At 39.3% G+C, this 22444-nt stretch carries 19 protein-coding genes and 1 riboswitch; of the genes, 7 read left to right on the plus strand and 12 right to left on the minus strand.

Annotation, left to right across the window (positions count from 1 at the left end):
* Nucleotides 1-291: 291 nt before the first annotated feature.
* From PaeCFBP13512_RS11385 to cidR, 3 genes are all read right to left on the minus strand, one after another.
* Nucleotides 292-639, minus strand: coding sequence for a hypothetical protein (locus PaeCFBP13512_RS11385; RefSeq protein WP_137223152.1), 348 nt, complete (start codon nucleotides 637-639; stop codon nucleotides 292-294).
* A 262-nt stretch (nucleotides 640-901) separates the two neighbouring features.
* Nucleotides 902-1288, minus strand: coding sequence for a hypothetical protein (locus tag PaeCFBP13512_RS11390; RefSeq protein WP_137223154.1), 387 nt, complete (start codon nucleotides 1286-1288; stop codon nucleotides 902-904).
* Nucleotides 1289-1527: 239 nt separating this feature from the next.
* Nucleotides 1528-2412, minus strand: coding sequence for a cidABC operon transcriptional activator CidR (cidR, locus tag PaeCFBP13512_RS11395; protein WP_069328064.1), 885 nt, complete (start codon nucleotides 2410-2412; stop codon nucleotides 1528-1530).
* Nucleotides 2413-2542: 130 nt separating this feature from the next.
* Between cidR and PaeCFBP13512_RS11400 the strand changes: the two genes are divergently transcribed.
* The 3 genes from PaeCFBP13512_RS11400 (at nucleotide 2543) to PaeCFBP13512_RS11410 (ending at nucleotide 4571) form a co-directional block, all read left to right on the plus strand.
* Nucleotides 2543-2914, plus strand: coding sequence for a CidA/LrgA family protein (locus PaeCFBP13512_RS11400; protein WP_137223156.1), 372 nt, complete (start codon nucleotides 2543-2545; stop codon nucleotides 2912-2914).
* Entirely contained in the window at nucleotides 2911-3591 is a 681-nt protein-coding gene (locus tag PaeCFBP13512_RS11405; RefSeq protein ID WP_137223158.1) for a CidB/LrgB family autolysis modulator, read from the plus strand. The genes PaeCFBP13512_RS11400 and PaeCFBP13512_RS11405 overlap by 4 nt, the downstream gene beginning before the upstream one ends.
* A gap of 515 nt (nucleotides 3592-4106) precedes the next feature.
* Nucleotides 4107-4571, plus strand: a complete 465-nt coding sequence (locus PaeCFBP13512_RS11410) for an AbrB/MazE/SpoVT family DNA-binding domain-containing protein (RefSeq protein ID WP_069328061.1) — start codon at nucleotides 4107-4109, stop codon at nucleotides 4569-4571.
* Nucleotides 4572-4689: 118 nt separating this feature from the next.
* Here PaeCFBP13512_RS11410 and PaeCFBP13512_RS11415 read toward each other — a convergent pair whose 3' ends face one another.
* The 3 genes from PaeCFBP13512_RS11415 to PaeCFBP13512_RS11425 all read right to left on the minus strand — a co-directional run bounded on the left by PaeCFBP13512_RS11415 (nucleotide 4690) and on the right by PaeCFBP13512_RS11425 (nucleotide 7714).
* The gene (locus PaeCFBP13512_RS11415; RefSeq protein WP_137223160.1) at nucleotides 4690-5469 is read right to left on the minus strand and encodes a DUF2087 domain-containing protein; all 780 of its coding nucleotides are present in this window, start codon (nucleotides 5467-5469) and stop codon (nucleotides 4690-4692) included.
* Between the two features lie 260 nt (nucleotides 5470-5729).
* Nucleotides 5730-6335 carry a DUF1349 domain-containing protein gene (locus PaeCFBP13512_RS11420; RefSeq protein ID WP_137223162.1) on the minus strand — a complete coding sequence of 202 codons (606 nt, stop codon included), beginning with the start codon at nucleotides 6333-6335 and terminating at the stop codon, nucleotides 5730-5732.
* Between the two features lie 200 nt (nucleotides 6336-6535).
* Nucleotides 6536-7714: an MFS transporter gene (locus PaeCFBP13512_RS11425; RefSeq protein ID WP_069328058.1), complete on the minus strand. Its 1179-nt coding sequence runs from the start codon at nucleotides 7712-7714 to the stop codon at nucleotides 6536-6538.
* Between the two features lie 117 nt (nucleotides 7715-7831).
* Nucleotides 7832-7931: riboswitch (purine riboswitch) on the minus strand.
* A gap of 418 nt (nucleotides 7932-8349) precedes the next feature.
* On the opposite strand from PaeCFBP13512_RS11425, the gene PaeCFBP13512_RS11430 reads away from it, so the two are divergent.
* The 4 genes from PaeCFBP13512_RS11430 (at nucleotide 8350) to PaeCFBP13512_RS11445 (ending at nucleotide 12527) form a co-directional block, all read left to right on the plus strand.
* Entirely contained in the window at nucleotides 8350-9210 is an 861-nt protein-coding gene (locus PaeCFBP13512_RS11430; RefSeq protein ID WP_069328057.1) for a PRD domain-containing protein, read from the plus strand.
* Nucleotides 9211-9334: 124 nt separating this feature from the next.
* The gene (gene nagE / locus PaeCFBP13512_RS11435) at nucleotides 9335-10837 is read left to right on the plus strand and encodes an N-acetylglucosamine-specific PTS transporter subunit IIBC (protein ID WP_137223164.1); all 1503 of its coding nucleotides are present in this window, start codon (nucleotides 9335-9337) and stop codon (nucleotides 10835-10837) included.
* A gap of 141 nt (nucleotides 10838-10978) precedes the next feature.
* Nucleotides 10979-11431 carry a DUF4385 domain-containing protein gene (locus PaeCFBP13512_RS11440; protein ID WP_069328054.1) on the plus strand — a complete coding sequence of 151 codons (453 nt, stop codon included), beginning with the start codon at nucleotides 10979-10981 and terminating at the stop codon, nucleotides 11429-11431.
* Between the two features lie 61 nt (nucleotides 11432-11492).
* Complete coding sequence (locus tag PaeCFBP13512_RS11445; RefSeq protein WP_137223166.1) at nucleotides 11493-12527, plus strand: methyltransferase domain-containing protein; 1035 nt, start codon at nucleotides 11493-11495, stop codon at nucleotides 12525-12527.
* Here PaeCFBP13512_RS11445 and hcp read toward each other — a convergent pair.
* The 6 genes from hcp to PaeCFBP13512_RS11475 all read right to left on the minus strand — a co-directional run bounded on the left by hcp (nucleotide 12524) and on the right by PaeCFBP13512_RS11475 (nucleotide 22430).
* Nucleotides 12524-13810: a hydroxylamine reductase gene (gene hcp / locus PaeCFBP13512_RS11450; RefSeq protein ID WP_137223168.1), complete on the minus strand. Its 1287-nt coding sequence runs from the start codon at nucleotides 13808-13810 to the stop codon at nucleotides 12524-12526. The genes PaeCFBP13512_RS11445 and hcp overlap by 4 nt on opposite strands.
* 192 nt (nucleotides 13811-14002) lie before the next feature.
* Complete coding sequence (locus PaeCFBP13512_RS11455) at nucleotides 14003-15418, minus strand: MATE family efflux transporter (protein WP_069328051.1); 1416 nt, start codon at nucleotides 15416-15418, stop codon at nucleotides 14003-14005.
* Nucleotides 15419-15766: 348 nt separating this feature from the next.
* Complete coding sequence (locus PaeCFBP13512_RS11460) at nucleotides 15767-16621, minus strand: stalk domain-containing protein (protein ID WP_137223170.1); 855 nt, start codon at nucleotides 16619-16621, stop codon at nucleotides 15767-15769.
* A 108-nt stretch (nucleotides 16622-16729) separates the two neighbouring features.
* The gene (locus PaeCFBP13512_RS11465) at nucleotides 16730-19291 is read right to left on the minus strand and encodes a glycoside hydrolase family 32 protein (protein WP_137223172.1); all 2562 of its coding nucleotides are present in this window, start codon (nucleotides 19289-19291) and stop codon (nucleotides 16730-16732) included.
* A gap of 46 nt (nucleotides 19292-19337) precedes the next feature.
* Nucleotides 19338-20807: a glycoside hydrolase family 32 protein gene (locus tag PaeCFBP13512_RS11470; RefSeq protein WP_137223174.1), complete on the minus strand. Its 1470-nt coding sequence runs from the start codon at nucleotides 20805-20807 to the stop codon at nucleotides 19338-19340.
* 45 nt (nucleotides 20808-20852) lie between these two features.
* Nucleotides 20853-22430, minus strand: a complete 1578-nt coding sequence (locus tag PaeCFBP13512_RS11475; RefSeq protein ID WP_137223176.1) for an ABC transporter substrate-binding protein — start codon at nucleotides 22428-22430, stop codon at nucleotides 20853-20855.
* Between the last annotated feature and the right edge of the window lie 14 nt (nucleotides 22431-22444).

The following is a 22444-nucleotide window of genomic DNA, read 5'->3' on the forward strand; positions in this document are numbered from 1 at the left end:
ACCTTCTCTCTATTGGTTGTTTCTTTGATTGTTGAGTTTGTTGAGTAAGCATCATTTCTATTGTACTGTAATCTCTTTATTTTACCAAAAGCATTCATATCTAATAAAACAGAAGGGTAGATTATACAAGTGAGCATTTTATATGTAATAAAAAGTTAATTAGTAAGTTTAACTTCAGTTAAATGATAAAGAAAGCTATCCATTATTCTATAAAATAACAGATAGCTACTGATATAATAATATGTTCCCTCAATTTTTTTGATATGTAACAAAATTAGTGTTGATTTAAAACTATATCATTTCGAAATCAAAATCTTTGCAATAAAATGAGAAGGTAAGATTTTCTTCTTCAACAATTCTGTAATTGATATCTTCCATTTGGTCTTTGGATACATCATTTATTTTAATCATTAATGCTAGTATTCCTTCCAAGCTACCTATGTTAATATCTCTTGCATGTAGAAAGGTGATTCGCATTTTACTATTTCCTTCAACAAAAGTATTACATAAAATAACCTCTATATTGTATTCTGAACGATTTCCTTTGCTCAGATCACGATAAGCATGTAGAGATTCTAGATTAGGAAATGCTCTATGTTGTTGACCAAATTCAGCTATACGTTCTTTTGATGTTCTCATACTCTATACTCTCCTATGTTATACAAGATCATAATATCGTCTCTTTTCTTGATATAAATCTATAGCGACTGCTAAATCTAAGATGATATAGTCGTTTACAAGTACTTTGTAGAAATCTTCTGCTTGATCAGGTATCCAATATAAAATATATGCGATGATCATGTCAGGACATGGATTTGTAATATGATCACCAACTTTATGAGGTTCTGTGAACCCTTCTAACGTACCTATCCCATCAATAGTCAGTTCGCTTATTAGTACATCATATATTCTTCTTAGCTGTTAACAAACGATATGAAATCTGTTTTGCTACAATCAAAAATTCGACCTCTTCAGAATATTCTTCAGCTAAAAATTTAAAAATGTAATGTGAATGTTCTACTTTTAATTTCAAATTCATTTGTCTTTCTTCTTCTGCATTTAGTAGAAATAGAGACCTGTGACTTGTATTTGTATGCCAGTCCATTAATAAAGAAGTAAAGAAAATCCCTTTGAATTTGATCTCGATGTCTGGATAACTAAGACTAAGTCCACCATGGATAATCATTTCATCTTGAAGCAAACTTATAACTGTAAAATCAAACCATAGCTCTTTTTCAATATATTTATTTAGCTCTTTGACTACTTGTTCTACTTCATATCTTTCCACACCTAAAGCTCCTCTAATATTATTTTGATACTACCTTTAAGCAATTTTAAATATATACATTTATATATTAATTCTCTTTATCTTAGATGCTCATGCTTTAATTTCATACTATATAATTTAAAAATTACTGATATAAGTTTTATTAGATTACATATCTACTCAGACTACTAAAAAAAGGATACACCCTCAAATAGGCATACCCTTATTCACCAATCTCTAATGACTTCCACAGCCAGCCTTTATTTCCCCAAAAACTCTCTTGTAAATCGAAGCCATTCGCGAGCGGCGAAAGATAAATAGCGGTCTTGATGCCAGATCATGCCCAGTTGCCAAGGGATAGACGGGTTCACCAGTGGCAGGATATGCACATGATCCCGGCTAATCTGCTGACAGATGGTCTCAGGTAAAAGAGCTACTCCCAAGCCTGCTCCAACCATTTCACTAATTAAGTCCCACTGCGAACTTTCATAGATCACTTTCGGTTGAAATCCTGCTCGGATACACGCATCGATAATACGACCATGCAAGGTAAAGTCTTCGCTAAAAATAATAAATGAATCTTCTGCGAGTGTACTTAACTCAGCACAATCTTGGTGCGCGAATCGGTGATGGTTCGGTACAAGTAGATTCAATTTTTCCTCGGTAAAGGAGAAATGGTTCAATACATTCTCGGTCACAGGTAATACAGTGACTCCAATATCTAGCGCACCGTTTGCAACATCTTGTTCTACCTTTTTCCCACCATTTTCAAAAAGCTGAATCGTTACATCTGGATACAACTGATGGAACTTTCCAATAATCTGTGGGAAAAATCGTGAACCGATCATTGGTGGTAATCCGATACGTAAATGCCCTGTTTTGAGATTCCGTAGATCGTCTAACTCGGAGGATAAATTTTGAAAAGACTTTACAATAATGCGAGCTTGATGCTGGATCACTTTGCCTGCATCGGTTAATTCGACGGTACGCCCGATTCGATTAAACAGCTTGGCACCTAATTCATCTTCTAATGAACGGATCGTTTTGCTGATCGTAGGTTGTGTAATAAACAGCGCTTCTGCCGCTTTGGTAAAGCTTCCTAACCTCGCAACTTCCATAAAATACTGCAAATGCCGAATATCCATGTCACTTTCCTCCTATAGACAGATGGAATACATTTCATGCCATATATGAATTTTACCTATGAAAGAAACAGATGTAAAATTTTCATATAGACAATCATTCGGAGTTAATAAGAGAGAAGGTTTAACATAGATGAGAAATATCATGAAAGGAATACTTCAGGTTGCTGTACTGATGGGCTTTTCTGAACTGTTAAATGTATTGGTGCGCTGGTTACACCTACCTGTACCGGGTAGTATTATCGGCATTGCTCTTGTATTTATATTGTTACAGACCAAAGTGATCAAGCTTGAATGGGTAGAGCTTGGAGCGAACTGGTTACTGGCTGAACTGTTATTATTCTTTATTCCTTCAGCGGTCGGTATTATGAATTATATCCCGATGTTAGAACATGATGGGGTACGAATTGTCGTTATTGTTATACTCAGCACGATATTAGTGATGGTCAGTTCAGGATTACTTGCTGGAACGATGGCCAAGCGGAAGGAGCGTCACGCAGGATGAATACTGTATTATTCTTACTACTAACATTGTTAATCTATATGGTCACCAAAAGAATATATCGCCGCTTTCCGCGTGTCTATCTATCTCCACTGCTGATTACGCCACTGATTCTAGTGATTCTTTTGCTGACTATTCATGTGCCTTACACTGCTTATAATCAAGGTGGACAATGGTTATCTCGCTTACTACAGCCGGCAACGATTGCTTTTGCTATTCCATTGTACAAAAATATCCAAACCCTCAAAAAGCATGCAGTTGAGATTGTATCCAGTGTTCTATTCGGTTCGATTGTAGCGGTAACTTCGTCTGCATTATTAGCGAAGCTTTTGCATTTGGATAGTGGTCTGATGAGCAGTATTATTCCGCGCTCGATTACTACACCGATCGCTATGAACGTTTCTCAAGCGATTGGCGGTGTACCTACAGTAACAGCGGTATTTGTGATTATGACCGGACTGATCGGTACGATTGTAGGTCCTTTTATTGTGAAATGGTTACGGATCGACGGCGAGATTGCACGAGGCATTTTATTTGGTACAGCGGCACACGGAACAGGTACATCCAAAGCATTTGAGCTTAGTTCTTTAACCGGTACGATTTCCAGTATTTCGATGATTTTGGCGGCGTTATTCACACTCGCTGCTACTCCTGTATTGATGATGGTTATGCTACCTTAACAGGTAGCTTTTTTTATTTCAGATATGTTTATAGTATCGTATGTATATCTGAAATTTGAATCTATTCGCAGATGGGTGTATGATAACAAAGTAGATGTTACATATTGCTTTAAAACGCTTAATGTCAATCGATAAGCAGGTGATTTTACGGCTAAATGATTCCTAATATTGAAATAAACAATTATATATTTAAATGAATTTTTATACAAATTATTCAAATTTGATATTTTTTGTATTTATCCATTTTCATGCTTAAATCATACTAATTAGATCTAAATCATAATGAAAATTTATATTTTCAAGATAGAAAATAAGCATCTTCAATTGCTTTAATGCATAATTATGTAGTTAACTAAATATAGAAGTTATATTTTTTGCATTAAATTTGTTCCTTATCTGTATATTCGATGTTACTATGAATTTATGCAAATAAGGGATTAGAAAGTAAATAACCTTACTTTTCTAGTTACTTTTATTTTTCTCTTTTATAAATTTGACCAAGCGGAGGAACTCTTATGAAAAAAACCGGTATGGTCCGTCAATTGGACAGTCTAGGACGCATCGTTATTCCGAAAGAAATACGCGATACGATGGAAATTGGTGTCAGCGATCCTATGGAATTCTTTATCACAGAAAAAGAAATTATTTTTCGGAAACATAAAGGAATTCAATGTATCTTTTGCGGAACATTTGACAATCTAATCTATTATAAAGATCAATTTATTTGTGGAGATTGTACCGAGCAGATGGGCGATGAGACTCAACATATCGCTTTAGAAGATATGCCTAGTGCACCCGCGCCTAATCGCAACCTACAATCATCTTTACGTAAATCACGGAGTAAACGGGGGGAAATGCTGACGAAAGTAGAAGATACGATGAAAGCTAATCCAGAAGCGACGCAAAATGAATTGGCTCGTATTCTAGGTATTTCTCAAAGTCGTATCTGTCAGATTCAAAAAGAACTACGTGCTAAATAAATAGATCAAAAACCTCTCTGTGCTTTGAGTGTCAGAGAGGTTTTTGATCTATTCTGATAACTAACTTACATATCACACTTTTTAATATTAAATTCTGTGTACTTATGCTTGCTAGCACTTATTGTTTTACCCAGTACTGACTTCCATCATCTAATCGATCCATAAATCCATACTCGATCATATAGCGGCGTAGGGTAACATAGTCTGCAAAAGAACGCTTCAGAACCTCATTAACTTCTTTTTCTGTATACTTTTTACCAAGTTCGAAGCCATTCATCAGATGGCGTAAAATAACAATTTTGCGCTTTTCTTTACGCGGAAAATTGGTTAGTGAACCTTCTAATCCATCCGGGAAATATTGATTTAAAATATCTTTACTTTCTTTCTCAGTCACAGCATAACGCTCATCCACCATCGTTGCTGTACGATGCACAGACACTAATGGAGCTGGATCATTTTGCTGTTCTTCTAATAATTCCATAATCGCTAGAAATACTTTGGCTTGCTTGGTCTTCTCTCGTAACGCAAAGCGGTGATTACGAATTGTTGATTTGCTACCGCCCACTTCAGCCACAATCTCCGTATCTGAATGCCCTTGATAAAAAGATTGCACCATTCCACTTTGGATATCCGTGAGCCCTGTCCACTTTTTATCTAGCTCCAACAAATAAGAAAACATAGATGTGTGCTGTTGCTGAATATAATGTTGCATATAACGTTCTGCTTCGTAAAAGACCCCTTCTTCTTGATAAATTACTCCCTTTTCACACGTCTTCCCATCAATCAAGCATATAAAACGACCTAATGAATGAGTATCTTCTTCGAATACATAACCACGCTTCAGATCGGATAACGCTGCTTTCCAGAATCGATCTGATATTTCTTGATTTTTTTCCATATCTTTATCTCCTTCTAGACAAATTTGATTTTATCTATTCATTTCATAGATATTATATAATTATGTTTATTTAAAAGCAAACGATTTTTGATTTTGTCTATGATTTTATAATTGAATATACAAAACGATCTAGAGATAAATGATGATTCACTCCAATTAGAACAACAAAAAAAGCTACCTTATAACAATCAGGTAGCTTGTACAATCAATCAAAAAACTCATCCAAAACATACACACTTCAATAGAACGGAATCGACTGCTTATTTGCCCACTCTAATATTTTTGACTGTTCTTTGTTCTAACGAAAAATGCGAGTATGTTCGTTCTCCACCTTGACCTGTAGGGGCTTGGGGTAGTAATCCTACTTTCACTTGTTGATCGACAGGTAAATAAAAGAATCGAACCATATCAAAGCGAACACCATCTAACGAATAATGAAAAGCAAATGACTGCCCAACACGTGCCACTTGAAGCCATGCCGTATTGCCTTCTACATTGTTGCCATTAGCATCATCTGAGAATGTATTGGTGATCACGCTTACAATCGAATGTGTATAAAAATCAGTATATTCAAAACATAATTTCGCCCATAGCTTTTCATCTTGCATCACCATAATCGAAGCAGAATCATAGACATCTTTGAAATCATGATTCACTTGTACACGCATCACAAAGTCACCGGCTACCTCTGTAAAAAAGAAAGGAGCATTGGTCAACGATTCAGGTGTAATTCCTTCTTCTGATACGCCCCCATGATTGCAAAAGAAATCACTTTGAGCAGGTGCATGTAAAATAACGTTGTCCTCTTCAAAACGTATAGCATTTTCATTAAGCCAATTAAAGTTTGCGAAATCTGTTTTTGACATTATTGTCTCCTCTGATATGTATTGGTTTTTCATTGCTAAGATAGCATGATCTATAGTCCATGTCACTGTATTTTTGCATCAAGATAGCAGTTGTTTATTACCTGTACTAATCAAAAAAACACCGATAAGATCTTAGACGCAGATCATATCCGTGTTTTTTAATTCACCCTATATTAAAACCATACATAGTGATATTTATTTTAGCGAGTAATCGTATTCGCTACATTACGAGATCTTACAGGCTTGGACAATAAGTAGAACAAGGCGATTCCAAAAGCAACCACGATAATTCCGCCACCTACCCAAGCATTAATAGCGATATTGCCTGTATTTTTGATCAATACACCGCCCATAGCAGAACCTACAGCAATACCAATTTGCAATGCTGAGAAGTTAAAGCTTTGTTGGATATCCGAAGATTCCGGTGCATATTGGATCAAATAACTTTGTTGAGCCGGAGCAAGCGCCCAGCTTAGTGCACCCCAGATAAATAGTGCAATTGGGAATATATAAACGTACTGACTAGCCATCGGCAAAGTGAACATAATAACAGCGAACACACTTACTACTAGCAAAATACTCTTTTTACTACCTAGACGATCTGATAATGCTCCACCGATCATACCGCCACTTACTGCTGCAAGACCGAATACGAAGTATACGATACTGATCCAGTTGGAATTTAGACCCATCATGGTTTCAAGGAAAGGCGTAAGGTACGCATATAATGTATAGTGCCCTGCCAAAGTAAGCATCGTTACTAGATGAGCACTAATAATTTTGATATCTTTAAGTGAAGCCAGTTGTTGCTTCAATGTCTGCATCTTTTCTAAAGGAACATGATCCATAAATAGATGTACAACCACCATAGCAACCAGTGTCAATACAGCAATCGCAAGGAACAATACACGCCAGCCGAATGCTTCTTCCGCTAATACGCCGAAAGGCAATCCAAGTACGATGGAAGAACTGATACCCATCGAAATAATACCGATTACGCGTGCCCGATATTCTGGAGCTACGATTTTGACAGCAATCGTCAATGATAACGTTACAATCAGCGAACCACTTGCCGCTGTGATAATACGAGATAAGAATAAGATACCATACGTTGGGCTCCAGAACGCAACCAGACTACCCAGTGTAAAGATAAGCATCGACCATAGGTATAACTTTTTCCGCTCCACCTTAGCCGTTACTGCAAGTAGTGTTGGGCCAGAGATGGCGTAGACCAAGGCATAGATCATAATCAATTGCCCTGCTGTACTTACAGATACATTCAAGTCGGATGCGATCTGTGGCAATACACCACCGATAATCAATTCAATCAGACCGACCGTAAATGTAGCAATCGTCAATATTAATACTTTGAAATTCATATCTATCTTCTCCTTTGTTCTTGATGTCAGCAAGTGACTTGCGTCTATTCCATCATAGTCCGTAGAAGTTTATGCTCGTAAAGACGCAAAAAAATCCTGACTACAAAAGATGGGTGCGACGAGCACACTTAATTTTGTAATCAGGATTGTTCGGTTCCTGGTAGAGACCCTCAAACCATATTATTGAGGTTATACATTATACATCAATGAATTTTATTTAGTTAGGGTAAAGCTAACGAACATATAACAACGTCTACTACTGTAATTGATTATAGAAGAAATTTCAACCCCTATTCTTCAAGATTTGGGCATTTTTTAAGGTTTTTATGCAAAATATGATGAATAAACTTTATTTTATTGAATAATCCTGTACTTTTGGAAAATATTCGAGATTTTCCGTAAAATATAACCTTGACGATCATTTGCGATCGTTATATGCTACATGATGAAATCGCATTCAAAACTTTAAAATCTATCGGCGTGTTACCATATTATGGGCATGAGCCAAGCAACGAATATCAGATGCTGTAGACCATTCTACACGTTTATTATTCGTGACTTGGCTCTTTTTTGCGTATTCATTATTTGCCGGATTGAATCTATAAGCTTAGCGGGATTTAAAGGGGGCTTCATCTATGAGTAAAGAGAGTATATGGCTATCTGTGCAGAGGGTAGTTGGCAATAACATCGTGATGGCTTTTGATGAAACAACAGATATAGAATATGTTTTGCTCGGTAAAGGACTGGGCTTTGCTGCTAAAAATCTAACGACCCTTTCCACTGACGATGATCGCATCGAAAAGCGATTTCGGTTGGAAGATCGTGAACAACTGATGAATCATCCTAGCTTTTTTGAAGATATTGATCATAAAGCGATGGAAGTCTCGGATCAGATTATTCAAATGATCGAAAAGCGGTTCAACAAAACGCTTCATAACAAAATCTATTTGGCATTACCGAGCCATATTCAGTTCACTGTCTATCGGATACGCCACCATATGGAGATTACGAATCCTTTTCTGTATGAGACTCAAGTCTGTTTTCCGCAAGAATATGAAGTTGCTCTACAAGCGTTGCAGATGATCTGTAGTGCTTTTGATATTACGATTCCTGAAGATGAAGCAGGGTTTCTAACGTATCATATTCATTCAGCTGTCAGTCATGTGCCTGTTGGACAATTGGTGAAAATGTCTACATTACTCGGCAAATTGCAAAAGATGATCGAGCAAGAGAAACAGATTACCTTTCAGCAAGGCAGTATGAATCAAGTACGCTTAATGATTCACTTACGCTTTTCTTTAGAACGTATCGTACAAGGATCACTGGTTGAAAATCTGTTGATTCAGCCGATACGAGAACAGTATGCCGAAGAATATATACTAGCCAATCAAATGAAAGTTGTGATGGAGAAAGAACTTAACGTCTCAATACCTGAAGATGAGGTTTGCTTTTTGACCATGCATTTATACCGATTATTTCGAACGTATCAACCCTAATCCGTATCTGCAAGACCGTATAATCAGCTATCTTGCACAGCCAAGATATAGAATTTCTTTCTATTTTGGTTGTGCATGATGTATACAAAGTACACTCATTACATCTATTTAAGGGGGATTATCTATGTTAGGATTTTTGCAGAAGATTGGACGTTCTTTAATGCTTCCAGTCGCTACACTTCCTGCCGCAGCTATTTTACAAGGGTTGGGATTGTTAAATTATGAGACTGATATTCCGTTAGGATCAACAGTCGGTGGATTTATTAATCATTATATTACTCCATTTTTGACAGCAGGCGCAGGTGCGATCTTTGGTAATCTGGCTTTGATCTTTGCGATCGGGGTAGCGATCGGTATTGCTCGTGATGCAGTAGCAGCGCTATCCGCAGTCATTTCATATCTAATCTTAGTCAAAATATTAAGTATTGTACCTACGATATTCGGCTATATTGGCGATGATGTGAAATTAGATATGGGCGTGCTCGGCGGGATACTGGTCGGACTATGGTCAGCATATCTATACCAACGCTTTTACAATATTAAATTACCAGACTGGTTAGGTTTCTTTGCAGGTAAACGCTTTGTACCGATGATTACTGCATTTACTACAATCATTCTTGCTACATTGTTCGGTATGATCTGGAGTCCTATTCAAGATGGGATTGCGATTTTTGGTACATGGGTTGTAGGGCTTGGCGGGCTTGGTGCTTTTATATTCGGGATGGCGAACCGCTTGCTCGTTCCGATCGGACTACATCATGTATTGAACTCGATTGCTTGGTTCCAAATTGGTGATTACACCAATGCTGCTGGTGAAGTGGTACATGGCGATTTAACACGCTTTTTCGCAGGCGATCCGTCAGCAGGAATGTTTATGTCTGGCTTCTTCCCGATTATGATGTTTGCTTTACCAGCGGCGGCATTTGCGATTATTCATACCGCTCGTCCTGAAAAACGTAAAGCCGTAGCTTCAATCTTTATCGGTTCTGCGATAGCGTCCTTTTTAACAGGGATTACAGAACCTTTAGAATTTGCATTTATGTTCGTAGCACCAGGGTTGTATCTGGTACATGCTATTTTGACAGGATTATCCGGTCTGGTAATGTATCTATTGAATGTTAAATTAGGATTCGGTTTCTCAGCAGGTCTAATCGATTACCTTGTGAATATGAAATTAGCTACGCATCCACTGATTATGATCCCAGTGGGACTTGCTTTTGCAGTCGTTTACTATGCTCTATTCCGATTCTTGATCGTGAAATTCAATCTCAAAACGCCGGGTCGTGAAGATGACGAAGCTGTAGTAGATCTCCAAAAAACATCTTCTGATCCGTTAACACCATCTGCGGCAATCAGTGCACAGCCAACGATTAGCGCTAATGATAGTCAAGCGGCTCAAGTGTTGCATCAACTAGGAGGTTCTCCAAATATCGAGAGTATTGATGCTTGTATCACTCGTCTACGTCTGGTCGTCAAAGACGATCGTCAAGTCAACGATAGTGAACTCCGTAAGCTTGGAGCAGCAGGTGTGATGCGACTAGGACAAGGCGCTGTACAGGTTATTTTCGGAACCAAATCAGATGCACTCAAAGATGAAATTAAAGATATTATGGGTGATCATTCGTAATGTTGCGATCCTAATTCAGTACAACAAAAAGCAGATATTCTCTTTTGATAGAGTATCTGCTTTTTGTTATTTGCAAACTGACATAAAAAACGACAAATCGGGTAATAGAGAGTTACTTATCTATACAAAGGAGTTCTTAGTATGCCTGAAAAATTTGATTATACCTTAGACTATACAAAGCTAGATCTACGCCAACAACCCGAATTATATCGAGTCGGTAAAGGGGAACAAGGTGTGTTAATGGTTGAACCTTATAAGGGCGAAATCTTACCTCACTGGCGCTTCAAAACACCAGAGATTGCTACCGAATCTTCTGAGAAAATCTATGCGATGTTTCTAGACTATAAAGAAAAAGAAGATTTTATCGGGATGGATATGGCTCGTAAATTTCTACAAATGGGTTATACGCGTGCACGCCGTTATACCAATCACAAAGGCGGTCGTAAATATGATGAAAATGGCGAAGTTCTTCCTTATACCGACGATCCTATCAAAGCGGAAGCCGCTCGTATTTTCAAAGTAAAATGGGATGAAGCCAAAGTCGATCCTGATTATATTCGCATGAAAAAAGAACATCAGCAAAAATACGGTTGATGTTCTTCTGATCGTTCATGATATGATGGAGTATAATTTCACACAAAAGGACGATGATTTTTTGAAAATCAATGAACTTTCCAAACGTCTGGGTATCTCGACACGTACGATCCGCTTTTACGAACAAAACGGTCTGTTGCCTTCTGTACAGCGTGAACACAATCAGTATCGTATCTTTGTCGAAGAAGATATCTGGCGCTTGCAGACGATTATAGCGCTTCGTGAAGCAGGTATGGCGATCAAAGAGATTAAGCAAGCGTTAGAACCACAAGGAGTACCGGATAGTCAGCGATTACGTTATTATCTGGAACTACAACGTTCTCTGCTGACAACACAGTGGTTAGAAATGAAACGTATGGCTGAAACGACCGAGCAGATGATTGATTTATTACAGACTCAGCAGACTTTGCCGATTCAAGAGATTTATCATCTGGCGGATCAAGCCAAACATTTGCGTGAATTGCGTCAGAACTGGCAAGACCAATGGAACTTTGATCAGCGTGCTCAGACGCATGATGAAGACGTACAGACCCGTAGCGAAGATTATCCGCATTATGAGCAAGCACTAACGTATACAGCAGAATTGATTCATGCGACTTCAGGTGAACATGGACTGGATCTAGGGATCGGTACAGGCAATCTTGCCGGTCGATTATTAACCTCAGGCGCTCATCTATCGGGTGTCGATCAATCGCAGGAAATGTTGAAGCAGTGCCAGAACAAGTTCCCTATGATCGATACACGAATAGGTAATGTGCTTGCCATCCCTTATCCAGATAACCATTTCCATTTTGTCGTATCCAGTTTTACCTTTAACCATTTGAATCCACAACAGCAATTGCTTGCATTGACTGAGATTCATCGAGTACTCAAGCCACATGGACGGCTTTGTCTGACAGACCGTATTGTTGTGCATTCCGCGATTACCGATGATTCATTAAGTACATCGTCTGCAAGCGATCTTGGACTGCAATCTACATATCATGAATTACAACATCCTGCTGTACTGGAATGGTTTGAAGAACACTTTTATATGACCAACTATTATACGATAGAACAAGAAGTAGGTTGTCTGCTTGCGGTTTCTTTACATTAAGAAAGCATATCTGCCATATCGGTTGCCGCATCACCAATTAATTTTAATCCAAATGTCGATTGTAAAACGTCCATTACACCGTCTGAAATAAATTCGGGTGGCTTCGGCCCGATTCGAATATCTTGAATCCCTAGACTGAATAATCCTAGCAAAATAGCGACTGCTTTCTGCTCAAACCACGACAATACAATACTGACAGGCAATTCCGCCATCGTACAACCGAACGCTTCGGCTAGTGCCATAGCTATTTTGACAGTAGAGCCCGAGTTGTTACATTGTCCCAAGTCCATATAGCGTGGAATATCTGTGCCCGGCACAGTGCCATAATCGATATCATTAAAGCGGAATTTACCACACGAAGTAGTTAAGATAACGGTGTCTTGTGGAAGAGAAGTCGCCAGCTTCCGATAATAATCCCCACCTTTACCCGGTGCATCACAGCCTGCGATCACGAAGAAATGACGGATCTTTTTACTTTGAACAGCTTCGATAATCTCAGGGGCTAATCCAAGTACATTCGCATGATGATAACCTGTCGTCATAACAGCATCAGACTGCATATGTGCTTCAGGTAAAGATAGCGCTTTGGCGATTACTTCGCTAAAGTCTTCGGTCTCTATCTTGGTCACCCCTTCTAAGCCTGTTACCCCATAAGTGAAAAAGCGGTGTGCATAACTGCCTTTGATCGGCATCACACAGTTGGTTGTGGCTAAGATCGCTCCGGGAAAATTCTCAAATAAACGGCGCTGATCATACCATGCTTTGCCGATATTGCCTTTAAGATGGGTGTACTTTTTGAGATGAGGATACCCGTGAGCAGGCAACATTTCAGAGTGAGTATAGATATTGATGCCCAATCCTTCAGTCTGTTGTAATAGAGCTTCTAAAGCAAATAAATTATGACCGGTAACCACGATACATTTCCCTTCCACCTGATTCGAACTTACTGTCACTGGCTGAGGAATCCCAAAGCGGTCGGTATGGGCTTGATCAAGTGTATCCATAATATGAAGAGTGGCTTGTCCTACTTGTAAAGCCATATCGATATGTTCTTGTACATTAAAGTTCGAATTGGTTAACGTCAAATAGAGTGCTTCATGCGTAATACGATCGACTTCTGGATGGGTATATCCCAATTGACGAGCATGAGTCGCATAAGCGGCAACCCCTTTGAGCCCGAAAATGATCGTATCTTGTAGACTGGCGACTGTCTCATTTTTCCCGCATACCCCGATCACTTTGCATCCACCTGATGGTGTCTGTTCACATTGATAACAAAACATGATGTATATCCCCCTTAGTTGTATTGTTCACTTGGCTCAAGCATAGCTCGCTACCACAAACCGCAGGGTGATTGTAATCACTATTTGCAAAATAGAATAAAAAAACCGCTTGAACCCCCCTCTACGATTGTAGAAAAAGACTCAAACGGTTGGTAAACTGCATTTATTTTTTATCCATAAAATTAGATTCTATTATACAGGTGCTACAGCTGGAACATTCTCTCTGGATTCCGGTTCATCATGCTGGATAAGAGAATGTTTTTCCCATGCTCTGCTCTTCCAGCGGAAGTACATAATAACAGCACGTACCCATTCATCTGCTGCAATTGCTAACCAGATTCCTGCAAGTCCCAAGTTCATTTTGAAAACAAATAAATAGCCAAGCGGTAAACTCATACATACCATCGAGATCAGTCCCATATAGACAGGGAACTTGGCATCTCCTGAAGCACGTAACGAGTTAATAATCACAATATTACAGGTTCGTCCGGTCTCCAGTAAGAAACTGAGCAGTATGACCTGTGAAGCCATTCGAATAATTTCAGGGTTGTCGGTGAACATGCCAATCAGTGGCACACGGAAAATGATAATCAAAATATCCATCACCAGTGTAGCCGCCATCGCCCATTTTACACTCGACCATACCCGTTTGTACGCTTGATCTTTCAGATTCGCTCCGACTAAGCGACCAACAATAATCGCTGTACCCATACCAATCGCAATACTGAACAGATAGATAAAGGTTGAAATATTATTAGCATATTGACGCGAAGCCATGGCTTCACTACCTAGATATGTCACATAGAATACGAAGACAAGCTGGCATAATTGATAAGTGACTTGTTCAACGGCAGAAGGCACGCCAATCTTCAAAATTTGCATAATATATTTCTTAGTCATACGGAAGTAATCTTTAATCTGAATACGTACTTCCATCACACGATACAATAACCAGAAGAAGATCACTGCACAGATTAGACGACTGACAATCGTCGAGATCGCTGCACCTTGTACACCCATTTGTGGCAGACCCCAGTGACCGAAGATCAACAAGTAGTTACCCACAACGTGAATCACGTTCATAAATACCGATACAAACATCGTTTCTTTGGTAAATCCATACGTACGAATGACAGCTGCTAATGTGTTGATGAGTGCTTGTAAGAAAATCGCTCCACCGACAATAGCAATATAACTTTTAGCAAGAGCAAGAATTTCACCTTGCAAGTGCATTTTCTCCATTAAATATCCGCCAAGTAATAGGAAGGTACCACTGAGCAACAATCCTACTGCCAAATTAAGCGTAATCGCTACAGCGGTGATACGACTTGCTTCTAATACTTTACGAGAACCTATATACTGTGCGACAACGATTGCTGCTCCGTTACCGATCACTTCTAATACTAATATAGCGATAGAAATAACCTGATTAGATGTGCCGACAGCTGCGACTGCATTATCCGATACATCACTTAACATTAAAGTATCAACAATCCCCATTAACATGAACAGAAATACTTCTAAAAAGATTGGCCATGTTAACCGGAAAAGGTTAAATTGTTTGTTAATCACTGCATTGCTTTCATTGGTGGATGTCATAGCGCTCATGAGATCACCTTCCTTTTGTTCGTATTCGGGTGTTACTTATACAGGCAATCCAGCCTGCTTCACTTCACGCTTTTGCATGAATGTTTCAAAACAATTCCGACGGTTTCCTCTCAAACTCTTGGTATCTTAGCACACTATTTTTGCGATTGCACTACCTATTTTGAAATTTTCTGAAAATTTTACATGTTTTTTGATTCTAAACCTCAAAAGTGGGTATTGTGAAGCTTTTCTCATGAAAAGAGCTCATTTTCAATCATTTTACAGTATCGTTTTCACGCTATGATCAACAAAAAAGCATACGATCCTTGAATACTCATAGGATCGTATGCTTTCATAATCAAATGATAATTATTGTTGTACTAAAGTGACTCGAATCTGGTTGTATCCCGGAGCGATCGAACGTGGATTTCCTTGAATAGAAAACCCAAATGCATTATTTTTGGTGCCTACAAGACTCAGTGTATCCGGCTGAATACGAGTATTCGATTCTACTACACCTTGAGCCCCATAATAAGCTTGATACGCATTACCAAGCGTGACTAGATCCATCTGTGTTGCATAGATCATCAACAATTGTTTTTTATCGCCTGCTACCGATTCTCTTAGACTAATCGATGTTGTATCCGATGGAAACGGGAAATCAAGCGGTAAGTACTTGGTTGTAATCAATGGTGTATTTACCACACTAAGCGCTGGATTTACAGGGACAACACTGGTCACTACTTCGGGTGCTGTTCCTGCCACATCGATTCTGCCGCTATCATTAGGATTTAATGTCTCTATAACTGGTGGCGGCGTGGTTGCAGAAGGTGTAGATGTATTGATGCTATTTTTTTCATTTACAATTGGAGTTGTAGGGGCAACATTAGGAGTGGTCGAAGTACTAGCTGGTTTGCTGGTAGCACTGGACGACTTAGGCATGATTGAAATTTTATTATTACTTGAATCATAATTAACATCTGTATTTAAAGCTTCACTGATCGAACGCACTGGTAAATAAGTCGTTCCTTGATACACAATAGGAGATAATGATTCTCCATTGGGTCCGGTCGGCTTGTAGGCTTTACCACTGACTTCAATATTAAGATTGTGATTGAGCGACGCTGTGATACTTTCTAATGTAGAACTTGCATAGACTCCGGCTGATCCAGTTAACGCCATAGCCGCTATATAAATAGGAATAATCCACTTCTTTTTAGACATATTTGTTCCCCTCCTGCTGATTACTAATGAAGTTAGTATTAGTAATATCGGTCAGCAGAAGTGAAACAATTATATGTTAGAACTGGATTAAAATAGTTTTTATTAATATTAGGGTTTCCAGATACTTTGTAGACGATATACATTTAAGTTGATAATTTTAATTTCTCCATTTTTGCTATACAAACGCATCCCTGTATCTTGTGGATCTGGCAAAATCAAATCAGAAAAAACGATCTGCCCCTGATTAGCAAACACCTCAACTGAAGAAGCATCTACAAAGATACGTAAGTGAATTCGATTGTTGATCGGTTGCACTGTCGCGGCATGCCTTTTCGAAAATAATTCGGCAAAGCTTGTGTTGCCTGACAATGATCGATCAATAAATAAAGACTGATCTGCATGGATATAACCGATGTCTGTTTGATGCTGGTTGCCTGTACGAACTTCAAATCCCCATGCTTGTGCTGGCTGACTCACCGGCAATTCAATCTCAGCTTCAATCTCATAACTACCTTCTTGAAGACCGGCTAACGGATTAGCAGATTGTTCTGAGATTACCTGATTAGAGAGGGTACGTATTGGCGTTCGCAAAGAAGACAATTCGGTCAGCGGTTTTTGAAATAATCGCAATCCTTCGCTCGTCTGCTGAAGCGATAATTCTCGTGGAATGGTCATTTCACCTTTCCAAGCTGTGGTAGGAAAAGCAAACGGGTAATCCCAGTTCGTCATCCATGCCAGTGTAATTCGTCGTCCATCGGGAACATTCGCAAATGAAGTGGCGGCATAGAACTCTTTACCCCAGTCTATTTTCAAAACGTTACCGACCGGATTATTATTGGTAAATGTACCTTCAGCCGTTAGATCACCTATAAAGTATTCTGCATCAGAGCCTGCTGTTTTGGGATTCGCTCCTGTACTGATCATCAATACCCATTTGATATTTCCTTGATGATCCCGCAGAGGAAATAAGTCAGGGCATTCCCATACTCCGCCATGAATATAATCTCCATACCCGAAATTATCAGTCCATGTCCAATCGATTAGGTTCTTCGATGTAAAGAAACGAATATGATCTCCACCGGAGACTACCATCACCCAACGTTGATTGACTTCATCCCGAACCACTTTAGGATCACGGAAATCCCATCCACCTGCTTCAGTAGACGTATAGCCTGGATTTTGGATCACAATAGGATGTTCTTTGGAATATTGCCATGTTCGTCCTCGATCAGTACTGTAGGCTAATCCTATTTTCTGATTACCGTTAGGCGCATCAGGATCGTAAGAAGTATAGTAAGCAACCAATCCTTTACCTCCAGAAGAGCCGAATAGACCGGAAGCATTAGTAGTATCGGCTATCGCTGCTCCTGACCAGATATGTCCTAGATCGTTCCATTTCAGAGCAAACGGTAGCCTTTTCCAGTGGACAAGGTCAGTACTGACCGAATGTCCCCATTGTCCTCCATCTTGATAAAATAAATGATATTCCCCTTCAAAATAGACCAATCCATTCGGATCACTGATCCAATTTCGTGAAGCAGAATAATGATATTGCGGACGGTACTTTTCTGTATACTCATCTGCCGGTGACGTCACAAATAAGTCTTGAAAAATAACCTGACCGCCTTGGGCAATCATACCTGTATAACCTTTGGTGTAACTACTATCTGTGGCTTGAATAGCAGCCGGTGTATATCCATCGACAAAGACTTGGATACGATTTTGGATCATCCGAATCTCTAGATGATGGTTACTATTAGGTTGATGAATATACTGCTGAGTTGATTTGGCAATCAGAGTACCATTTCTTTTTTTCAATTCAACCCCAATCGTATTGCCTTGATGACGTAACTGGACTACATAACCAGTGGTTCCTTTATCATTGGCATGAAAGATTAGACCTGCGGTTGTTCCCTGTACATTATTAGCAAAAGAAATATCTGCTTCGGCTATCAAATCGGTTGAACGCAGATTGTACAGTTGCAATGCTTCTTGCGTTGCAGTCACTATTTTGCCTTTGATATGAGGCGTCCATACTCCTGTTGTTAGTAGGGACGTAGTCAGATTGGTATTGAGATCACTTACAATAACATTTTGAAACGTAGCGCTCCCATCCCATACATGCAAGCCCAGATGACCTGAACGATAAGCAGTATCAGTCACTTGCATCACAGGTCGATATTGTTTGTCCCAATAGACACTAAGCTGATCGTCTTCTGCTTTGACTTTCACATGATAAGTCTGCCCTGCTTGCAGGTCTACAGGATACGATTGCTGTAATGTACCACTTGTCCCTGAAGAATTAAGCAACTGAATCTGACCGGATGTCGGCATGACCTTCAACCAGTAGCCAGCTGACCCTTCAGCATCCGAGCGGAAAATAAGTGAAGCATCGGTCTGTGGATTTTGAATCGTCACATCTGCTTCGTACACAAAGTCAGTTGATACTGTCGCTGAAAGGGCTTTCACATTTTCTTTGGGATCGGAAGTAAGCACGATCCCCGCTGTTGTATCTTTCATTGTTCCTTTGTCCTTTATCGTCCATGAATGTAGATTAGTCTTCGCTTGTGCTGGTATAGCCCAGACAACGCTTAGACCGCATAACAACATCAACATGGTAATCATTTTCCATCTATACTTGTTCAGAGATAAGATACCCATAGGTTTCATTATTTTATTCCTCTCTGTTAACGTATCATAAGACTCATCCTATTGATTAAGAGGACATGAACTGATAGATATGAAATGAAGATAATGGTAAATGCTGATCTGGTGATTGGATACCAAGCCCTTGAGCATCATGATCTGGAAAAATAAGATCAGTCATCGCTACTTGCCCATCATTAGCAAAGACTTCGATTGAAGAACGATCCACATAGATCTGAAGCTCGATCGTCGATAGATTATGATCGACTTTGGCGGTATGTCTACCTGCAAAATCTTGATGGAAAGTATGATCTCCTGAATGGCTACGATCAATATAGACTTCGCTTGCATCTCCTTCATAACCTACAACGGTTACTTGATCCTGTGATGATGATGCACGTAATTGTAGAGCAAAAGTAGATTTTATATCTGCTGTAATTTGGATTTCGTAACTATCCATTTGTAGTGATGCTAGCTTGGCTTGAACTTCGGCTATCGTTGTATTTTCCAGTGCGACGATAGGGCTACGCATCGTATTGATTTCTTGTACAGGTCGCTGAATCAGTGTTATCCCTTGGGCACGTTGTTCTAATGTGATTTCCCGTGGAATAGACATCGCTCCACGCCATTGTTCGGTTGGTGTAAGATTGGCATATTTCCAATTGCTCATCCAGCCGATACAGATTCGTCGTCCATCTTCTACTGGAATATCCGACCAACATACACCTGCATAATGATCTCGTCCGTAATCTAGCCAGCGAATCTCTTGCGAAGAATCATCCGGTGTAAATGTAACCCCATCAAACTCTCCCATAAAATATTGCGTGCGTGATCCTTCGATAAAGTCATCACTGCTTCCAATACTCACTAGCATCACCCATTTGGTTGTTGCCGCATCACCATCTACCATTAATGGGAACAAGTCAGGGCACTCCCAGACTCCTGCATGTGATCCAATACCATCTCCAAATTCACTCAGGAATGTCCATTCTTTCAAATTCGGTGAACCGTACAAATGCACCGTCTGTCCACAAGCCAAAATCATAATCCAGCGTGCAGTCTCTTGATGCCAGAATACTTTAGGATCACGAAAATCAATCAATTCATCGTGTTCCAATACAGGGTTACCTTCATACTTTATCCATGTTCGTCCTGCGTCATGACTATAGGCTAGACTTTGTCGTTGCTGAATATGATCCAGCTCGTAATTATGATCATGATGAGTAAATATAGCGACTAATCCGGATTGACCGTTAAAAAAGCCTGTTGTATCATGCCAATCCACAACTGCACTTCCTGAAAAAATAGTTCCGTGCTCATCAGGTGCAAGCGCAATCGGCTGTTCTTGCCAGTTCACTAAGTCTGAACTGATCGCGTGTCCCCAATGCATAGGTCCCCATACCGTTCCATCAGGATGATATTGAAAAAACAGATGATATTCATCATTAAAGTATACTAATCCATTAGGATCATTGATCCATCCTTGTTGCGGGGTAAAGTGATACAGTGGACGATATTTTTCTTGAGATTGAGTGATCATAGTATAAGCTCCTTTTTTGACCTTATTGGTAGTATTTATTGTTGATTATTGTTGGTTACGATCATATCCAGATTGTTTAATTTGGAGCCATTCTTGTAGCCCTAGACGATCCAATTCTTGTAGGTAAGTAGGCCACTCTTCATTCACTTTGCCATTTTGGTACCACTCTGTACGTTTGCGTTGTACATAAGCGAACAGATCTGTTTCTATGGTTGATAAACGATCCAACTCTTCGATTGAGAAGAATACTTTAGGATAAATATGATCGGCTTGCATATGAGGCACCATGACTTTTTTCATTAATTTCAAGCGACTTGCGGCATCGTCTGGCTTAGTCGTATATTTACCATAATATTCATCCAGAATCGCTAGAGGGCCAGCAATATTTGTTTTTTGACGTACTTCAACAGGTGCTGATCCTTCTAATGAAAGGTGCTTTAACATGCCTTTCTTTTCATCAAATTTGAAAATGTTTTGCTCTTTGGTATCTCCATACGTTCCCCAGTTATCTTGGATCGATTGTAATGGCTCATATAACTGGTCTATCCATTTGGCAGTCGCTTCTACTTGTTGATTGGTGCTAGTAATGACCATTTTGCCACGATCAAATCCAAGTCCATTGGTACGTGTAACATTGGTTTTCCCACTAGGGCCAGCTAAAGGATTCATCAGTTGGTAGTCATCATTGGGGCCTGTAATATTCGCTTTGTCCCATGTGAAATACAATCCGTAACGTTTGTCTTTTCCTTTAGCTAAATACGTATTCCAATCTTGCTGTGAAGATTCTACATCGATTAACCCTTCCTGATATAAGCTATGGATATAGTTAATCGCATCTTTGTATCCATTATCAGAAGCTGTAAAGACTACTTTGCCATCGTTGGTAACGACCGTATGATCCCAGTTATCACCAAGTCCGAAAGAGCCATATAAGAAGGTCAAATCTTCGCCACCCGGTTTATCAATAAAGGAAAGTGGAATTTCATCGGCTTCTCCATTACCGTTAGGATCTTGCGTTTTGAAAGCAATCAACACTTGTTTTAACTCTTCGGTTGTTGTTGGCATTTTCAAACCTAACTTTTTAAGCCATGCTTGATTGATCCATGGAAAATCATCGACTGATTGAATCGCTTCTTTCCCTGTACCTAGTTCTTCTATCCATGGGAAGGAATACATATGTCCATCTGGTGCTGTAAGCATTTTTTTGTATTCAGGTGCTGCTTTTAACACTTTTTGAAAATTAGGCATGTAATTGTTGATCAGATCATCTACAGGAATAATCACGCCATCTTTAGCTAATTTGAGCAGATCGTAATCGGTATACCCTGCATCAAAGATACCGTCTGGAAGATCACCACTAGCTACGGCTAAATTACGTTTTTCGATAAATTGATCGGTCGTATAGTTTTTCCAATTGATATGGATTCCTGTTTTTTCTTCCAGACGCTTATTAATCAATTTATCGTTAGGATCAGCAGGTGCTAGCGCTGAACTTTGCGTCAAGAAATTCAATGTCACTTTACCATTAGCATCGGTAGTTGGATTAGATGAACCTGAATTACAACCTGTTAATAGTAGCGCTATCGTTAACCCGGAGATCGTTACTTTTTGCATAACTTTCATTATATTTGCCCCCA

Origin of the sequence: Paenibacillus sp. CFBP13512, from assembly GCF_005233705.1 — a bacterium.
In the GTDB taxonomy this organism is placed as follows: Bacteria; Bacillota; Bacilli; order Paenibacillales; family Paenibacillaceae; genus Saccharibacillus; species Saccharibacillus nuruki.

Coding starts and splice junctions, on each gene's coding strand:
- PaeCFBP13512_RS11385 (WP_137223152.1), bottom strand. CDS start 639: ATGAGAACATCAAAAGAACGTATAGCTGAATTTGGTCAACAACATAGA.
- cidR (WP_069328064.1), bottom strand. CDS start 2,412: ATGGATATTCGGCATTTGCAGTATTTTATGGAAGTTGCGAGGTTAGGA.
- PaeCFBP13512_RS11400 (WP_137223156.1), top strand. CDS start 2,543: ATGAGAAATATCATGAAAGGAATACTTCAGGTTGCTGTACTGATGGGC.
- PaeCFBP13512_RS11405 (WP_137223158.1), top strand. CDS start 2,911: ATGAATACTGTATTATTCTTACTACTAACATTGTTAATCTATATGGTC.
- PaeCFBP13512_RS11410 (WP_069328061.1), top strand. CDS start 4,107: ATGAAAAAAACCGGTATGGTCCGTCAATTGGACAGTCTAGGACGCATC.
- PaeCFBP13512_RS11415 (WP_137223160.1), bottom strand. CDS start 5,469: ATGGAAAAAAATCAAGAAATATCAGATCGATTCTGGAAAGCAGCGTTA.
- PaeCFBP13512_RS11420 (WP_137223162.1), bottom strand. CDS start 6,335: ATGTCAAAAACAGATTTCGCAAACTTTAATTGGCTTAATGAAAATGCT.
- PaeCFBP13512_RS11425 (WP_069328058.1), bottom strand. CDS start 7,714: ATGAATTTCAAAGTATTAATATTGACGATTGCTACATTTACGGTCGGT.
- PaeCFBP13512_RS11430 (WP_069328057.1), top strand. CDS start 8,350: ATGAGTAAAGAGAGTATATGGCTATCTGTGCAGAGGGTAGTTGGCAAT.
- nagE (WP_137223164.1), top strand. CDS start 9,335: ATGTTAGGATTTTTGCAGAAGATTGGACGTTCTTTAATGCTTCCAGTC.
- PaeCFBP13512_RS11440 (WP_069328054.1), top strand. CDS start 10,979: ATGCCTGAAAAATTTGATTATACCTTAGACTATACAAAGCTAGATCTA.
- hcp (WP_137223168.1), bottom strand. CDS start 13,810: ATGTTTTGTTATCAATGTGAACAGACACCATCAGGTGGATGCAAAGTG.
- PaeCFBP13512_RS11455 (WP_069328051.1), bottom strand. CDS start 15,418: ATGAGCGCTATGACATCCACCAATGAAAGCAATGCAGTGATTAACAAA.
- PaeCFBP13512_RS11460 (WP_137223170.1), bottom strand. CDS start 16,621: ATGTCTAAAAAGAAGTGGATTATTCCTATTTATATAGCGGCTATGGCG.
- PaeCFBP13512_RS11465 (WP_137223172.1), bottom strand. CDS start 19,291: ATGAAACCTATGGGTATCTTATCTCTGAACAAGTATAGATGGAAAATG.
- PaeCFBP13512_RS11470 (WP_137223174.1), bottom strand. CDS start 20,807: ATGATCACTCAATCTCAAGAAAAATATCGTCCACTGTATCACTTTACC.
- PaeCFBP13512_RS11475 (WP_137223176.1), bottom strand. CDS start 22,430: ATGAAAGTTATGCAAAAAGTAACGATCTCCGGGTTAACGATAGCGCTA.